Source organism: Flavobacterium sp. (genome assembly GCF_017985075.1).
Lineage (GTDB): Bacteria > Bacteroidota > Bacteroidia > Flavobacteriales > Flavobacteriaceae > Flavobacterium.
Genome location: NZ_JAGNYF010000024.1, coordinates 22013 through 28353 on the forward strand (window position 1 = coordinate 22013; position 6341 = coordinate 28353).

Genomic DNA, 6341 nt, shown 5'->3' on the forward strand with positions numbered 1-6341 from the left:
AACTTAAGGTGTTTTGCTTGTGCAATATCTTGGCTTTTTTTAATCCATTCGTTATATTTGTTTGTTATAAAAATGTTTATTTAACACAATTATTATGAGTGAAGAAAATAAAAAAGGTAGTTATTCAGCCGATAGTATCCAGGCGTTAGAAGGAATGGAGCACGTAAGAATGCGTCCATCAATGTATATTGGAGATGTTGGGGTTAGAGGATTACATCATTTAGTTTATGAAGTTGTAGATAACTCAATTGATGAGGCAATGGGTGGCCATTGTGATACGATTCGAGTTGATATTAATGAAGATGGTTCTATTTCGGTAGAAGATAATGGACGTGGAATTCCAGTTGGGATTCACAAAAAAGAAGGCGTTTCGGCATTAGAGGTTGTAATGACTAAAATTGGTGCTGGAGGAAAATTCGACAAGGATTCTTATAAAGTTTCTGGAGGACTTCACGGTGTTGGGGTTTCTGTAGTAAATGCTTTGTCAAATCATTTAAGAGCAACTGTTCATAGTAGTGATGGTAAAGTATACGAACAAGAATATGAAAAAGGAAAAGCACTTTATCCTGTAAAACAAATTGGAGAAACAACCAAAAGAGGTACAATTGTAACTTTTTATCCTGATCCATCTATTTTTACTCAAACAATAGAATATTCTTATGATACTTTATCAGCGCGTATGCGTGAATTGTCTTTCCTAAACAAAGGAATTACAATTACTTTTACAGATAAAAGAGAATTAGATAAGGATGGAAATTTTGTTTCTGAAATTTTTCATTCAGATGAAGGTTTAAAAGAATACATTCGTTACTTAGATGGAAACCGCGAGCCAATTATTACGCACGTAATTTCTATGGATAATGAAAAAGGAGAAATTCCGGTTGAAGTGGCGTTAATTTACAACACAAGTTATACGGAAAATATATTTTCTTACGTAAATAATATTAACACACACGAAGGAGGAACACACTTACAAGGTTTTAGAACAGGTTTAACAAGGTCGTTAAAGAAATATGCGGATGCATCTGGTATGTTAGACAAATTGAAGTTTGATATTTCTGGAGATGATTTCCGTGAAGGATTAACAGCCATTATTTCTGTAAAAGTTTCCGAACCACAATTTGAAGGACAGACCAAAACAAAACTTGGAAACAGAGAAGTTGTTTCTCCAGTTAGTCAAGCGGTGAGTGAGATGATTGAAAATTATTTAGAAGAAAATCCTAATGATGCAAAAATAATTGTTCAGAAAGTAATTTTAGCTGCTCAAGCGCGTCACGCTGCCAAAAAAGCACGTGAAATGGTGCAACGTAAAACCGTTATGGGTGGTGGCGGATTGCCAGGAAAATTATCAGATTGTTCAGAACAAGATCCTGAAAAATGTGAAATTTACTTAGTAGAGGGAGACTCTGCAGGTGGAACAGCAAAACAAGGACGTGATAGATTTTTTCAAGCTATTTTACCATTAAGAGGTAAGATTTTGAATGTGGAAAAAGCGATGCAACACAAAGTTTTTGAAAACGAAGAGATTAGAAATATCTTCACGGCTTTAGGCGTTACCGTTGGAACTGAAGAAGATAGTAAAGCTTTAAATATATCAAAATTACGTTATCATAAAGTAGTGATTATGTGTGATGCCGATGTCGATGGTTCTCACATTTCTACGTTAATTCTTACGTTCTTCTTTAGATATATGAAAGAATTAATTGAAGGCGGACACGTTTATATTGCGGCGCCACCTTTATATCAGGTTAAAAAAGGAAACAAAAAACAATATGCTTGGAACGATGACCAACGTGATAGAATTTCTTTAGAAATGGGAGGAAGTACAAATATTCAACGTTATAAAGGTCTTGGAGAGATGAATGCAGAACAGTTGTGGGAAACTACAATGAATCCTGAATTTAGAACGTTCCGTCAAGTAACAATTGATAATTTAGGAGAGGCAGATCGCGTTTTCTCTATGTTAATGGGTGATGAAGTACCACCTCGTAGAGAATTTATTGAGAAAAATGCAGCTTACGCTAAAATTGATGCGTAATTGAAAAAGTTAAGTATTTTATCTGGTCTGTTAGTTTTTGTTTTTTCAAATTTTGGATCAGCACAAACCACAGCACAATTTGAACAAATAGGGTATCTTTTAGAAGATGCCCTTTTGTATTCCAAGCAATATTTAATTCCTGCCACAGATGCTGCAGTTTATCAAGCCTCTTCTGCATGGATGAATTCGGCAAAGAAGAAGGAAAACTGGGAAATAAATGTAGGAATTCATGGGAATGTTTTTTTTGTACCAAAATCGGATAGAAGTTTTACTATTTCGAATTCGGATTTTCAATTTTTACAATTAGAAGGAACAGAAACTACAGCTGTAGTACCAACGGCTATTGGAAATGATGACACCTATTATTTAGTAGGTGATTTAGACGGGCAACAAGTCCGTTTAAAAACCCCAAAAGGAGTGAATCAGGAAACTATTAACTATCCATATTTAGATGTGTCTCTCGCTTTGCCAAGTGGTACAGAACTTATTGGTCGTTTTTCAACTAAAACTAATTTAAAACGTGGGTATTATCAAGTATATGGTGTTGGTTTAAAGCACAACATTAGTCAATATTTCCCGAGTTTGGAACCTAAAAAAATTCATATTTCTGCCATGTCTTTTTATTCAAATGAAGACATTAGTTTTGATTTTTTAGATGTGAATACGTCGTACGGAAATTTAGGTATTAATAATTTAAATGGAATTGTAGATACATTTCATTACCAATTAGCGGTATCTAAAGAAATCAATAAATTTGAAATTTTAGGAAGTTTTATTGTCAATAGCAGTATGTTTAATTATGTAGTAAGTGGTGAAAAAGGCGCGATTGAAGATATAATTCCAGCTCAACAAATAATAAATCAATTGCTTGATACCATTGAAAAAAGAAAAACCAATTATATTGGTGAAATTGCTGTAAATTATAGTTTAAATAAATTTAATTTTCTAAGTGCTTTTGCTTTCGGAAAGTTTTTTAATTATAATTTAGGTGTTTCTTATAAGATAAATTAAAAAAAGTCCCGCCTTAATTAGACGGGACTTTTTATATAACTACTTATCGCTAAGGCTCTCAAAACTTATTACTGAGGTTCTCGAAACTTGTAGCTGAGGTTCTCGAAGCTAGAAGTTAGGCGACAATTCGTATTTTTTATAAAAATTATCTAAAGCTTCCACCACCTCATCTTCGTTATCTACAATTTTAAATAATTTTAAATCTTCAGGTGACGCATTTTTAAATTTGTCAATCATAACAGATTGAATCCAATCCATTAAACCCGACCAAAATTCAGTTCCCACTAAAATAATTGGAAATTTAGCTATTTTTTTAGTTTGTATTAATGTAATGGCTTCAAACATCTCGTCTAACGTTCCAAAACCTCCAGGCATCACTACAAAACCTTGAGAATATTTCACAAACATTACTTTTCGAACAAAAAAGTAATCGAAATTTAAGTTTTTATCTCGGTCAATGTAGGGATTAAAATGTTGCTCAAAAGGCAATTCAATATTTAATCCTACTGATGTTCCACCGCCGTGATGTGCACCTTTGTTTCCAGCTTCCATAATTCCGGGTCCACCACCAGTTATGACTCCGTAGCCGGCTTTTGAAATTTTGTATGCGATTTTTTCAGCAAGTAAATAATATTTATCTTCTGGTTTTGTTCTTGCAGAACCAAAAATAGATACACAAGGACCTATACGTCCCATAGTTTCATATCCATTGACAAATTCCGACATAATTTTAAAAATAGCCCAAGAATCGTTTGCTCGTACTTCATTCCAAGTTTTTTGTTTTAATTTGTCTTGGATTCTTTCCTCTTCATTTTGATAAACTCCACTCATATTTTCTTTTTTATATTAAATAAGTAATCTAAGATAATTCTTTTTTCAAAAACTGTGCCGTATAACTTTTTTTATTTTTGATAATTTCTTCTGGTGTGCCTTTGCATAATACTTCTCCGCCACCTTTTCCGCCTTCTAAGCCAATGTCAATAATGTAATCAGCTAATTTAATGACATCTAAATTATGTTCAATAATTAAAACTGTGTTTCCTTTATCTACTAATTTATTAATCACATCCATTAAAATACGAATGTCTTCAAAATGCAAACCAGTAGTAGGTTCATCTAAGATATAAAAGGTATTTCCTGTGTCTTTTTTAGATAATTCACCGGCTAATTTAATTCGTTGTGCTTCACCACCAGAAAGGGTAGTACTTTGCTGTCCTAAAGTAATATATCCCAAACCAACATCTTGAATGGTTTTTACTTTTCGATAAATTTTTGGAATCATTTCAAAGAATTCTACGGCTTCATCAACTGTCATATTTAACACATCTGAAATAGATTTTCCTTTGAAACGAATTTCTAAGGTTTCTCTATTAAAACGTTTTCCTTGACAGGTTTCGCATTCTACATATACATCCGGTAAAAAGCTCATTTCAATAGTTCTTACTCCCGAACCTTCACAAGTTTCACAACGACCGCCTTTTACGTTAAAGCTAAATCGACCTGGTTTATAGCCGCGAATTTGTGCTTCGGATGTCATTGTAAACAAACTTCTTATTTCTGAAAAAACATCGGTATATGTTGCTGGATTGCTTCGAGGTGTTCTTCCAATCGGACTTTGGTCGATATCAATCACTTTATCCAAATGTTCTAAACCTTCAATTTTTTTATAAGGCGCTGGTTTTTTAACAGCATTGTAAAAATGAGCATTTAAAATAGGGTAGAGCGTTTCATTAATTAAGGTTGATTTTCCGCTTCCAGAAACCCCTGAAACACAAATTAATTGCCCTAAAGGAATTTCTATTGAAACATTTTTTAGGTTGTTTCCAGTCGCACCAGTTAGTTTTAAAAACTTGCCATTTCCTTTTCTACGAGTTTTCGGAATTTCAATTTTCATTTTACCGTTCAAATATTGAGCAGTAATTGTATTTTCTTTTACTAATTCAGTAGGTGTGCCTTGGCTAATAATTTGTCCGCCATATTTTCCTGCTTTCGGACCAATATCAATCACATGGTCTGCACATAAAATCATATCTTTGTCGTGTTCTACCACTAAAACCGAGTTGCCAATATCGCGCAAACTTTCTAATGATTTTATTAATCGTTCATTATCACGTTGATGCAAACCAATACTTGGCTCGTCTAAAATATACAAAACACCCACCAATTGTGAACCAATTTGTGTTGCCAATCGTATACGTTGTGCTTCTCCGCCAGAAAGCGTTTTGGAACTTCTATTTAAACATAAATAATCTAAGCCGACATCCAGTAAAAAATTAATTCGAGCATTAATTTCTTTTAAAATTTCAAATGAAATAGTAATTTGTTTGTCGGATAGATGATTTGGTAAATCGGAAAACCACTGTTGTAATTCTACAATGTCCATTTGAACCAAATCGCCAATACTTTTTCCGTTTATTTTAAAATATAAAACTTCTTTTCGTAAACGCGTTCCAGAACATTCAGAACACGTATTTTCATCCATAAATTCTTTTGCCCAACGTTTAATACTTGCCGATTCGGATTGTTCAAACTGATTTTTTATGAAATTTGATATCCCTTCAAAGTCAATTTTATAATCTTTAGTAATACCCATCACTTTCGATACGACTGAGAATTTTTCATTTCCACCATACAAAATCATATCCATGGCTTCTGCAGGAATGGTTTCTATATTATCTGTAATCTTAAAGCCGTATTTTTCACCAATAAATTCTAATTGCTTAAAAATCCAAGTGCTTTTATATTCGCCTAAAGGTGCAAAACCACCTGATTTGATGGATGCTTTTGGATTTGGAATAATTTTTTGTAGATTTATTTCATTTACAATTCCTAAACCATTACAGTTAGAACAAGCCCCTTTTGGGGAATTGAAGGAGAAATTATTTGGTTCTGGATTGGGATACGAAATACCAGAAGTAGGACACATTAAACTTCTACTATAAAACCGAACTTCTTGAGAATCTTGTTCAATTACCATCATAATATCATCACCGTGATGCATAGCTACTTTGATGCTTTCGGTTAATCTTTTATCGGTGTCTTCGTCTTGTTTTACAGCCACTCGATCAATTACAATTTCAATATCGTGTGTCTTGTATCGATCCACTTTCATGCCATATTCTAAATCTTTTATGGAGCCGTTTACACGAACTTTTAAAAAACCTTGTTTGGCAATTTGTTCAAATAATTCTCTATAATGTCCTTTTCGTGAACGAATTACGGGAGATAAGATATTTATTCTTTTCCCATCAAATTCATCGTAAATTAATTCTTTAATTTGATCATCCGAATA

4 protein-coding genes are annotated in these 6341 nt (G+C 33.1%); 2 read left to right on the plus strand and 2 right to left on the minus strand.

Annotation, left to right across the window (positions count from 1 at the left end; translation table 11 throughout):
• Window positions 1–94 precede the first annotated feature (94 nt).
• Both gyrB and KA468_RS06445 read left to right on the plus strand, forming a co-directional pair.
• Window positions 95–2038: a DNA topoisomerase (ATP-hydrolyzing) subunit B gene (gene gyrB, locus KA468_RS06440; protein WP_291242117.1), complete on the plus strand. Its 1944-nt coding sequence runs from the start codon at window positions 95–97 to the stop codon at window positions 2036–2038.
• Window positions 2039–3049 (plus strand): DUF6588 family protein, encoded by a 1011-nt coding sequence (locus tag KA468_RS06445; RefSeq protein ID WP_291242118.1) that lies wholly within the window; start codon window positions 2039–2041, stop codon window positions 3047–3049. It abuts the gene before it with no gap.
• A gap of 108 nt (window positions 3050–3157) precedes the next feature.
• Here KA468_RS06445 and KA468_RS06450 read toward each other — a convergent pair whose 3' ends face one another.
• Window positions 3158–3880: a TIGR00730 family Rossman fold protein gene (locus KA468_RS06450; protein WP_291242119.1), complete on the minus strand. Its 723-nt coding sequence runs from the start codon at window positions 3878–3880 to the stop codon at window positions 3158–3160.
• A 28-nt stretch (window positions 3881–3908) separates the two neighbouring features.
• A partial coding sequence (gene uvrA / locus KA468_RS06455) for an excinuclease ABC subunit UvrA (RefSeq protein WP_291242120.1) occupies window positions 3909–6341 on the minus strand: 2433 nt, incomplete at its 5' end.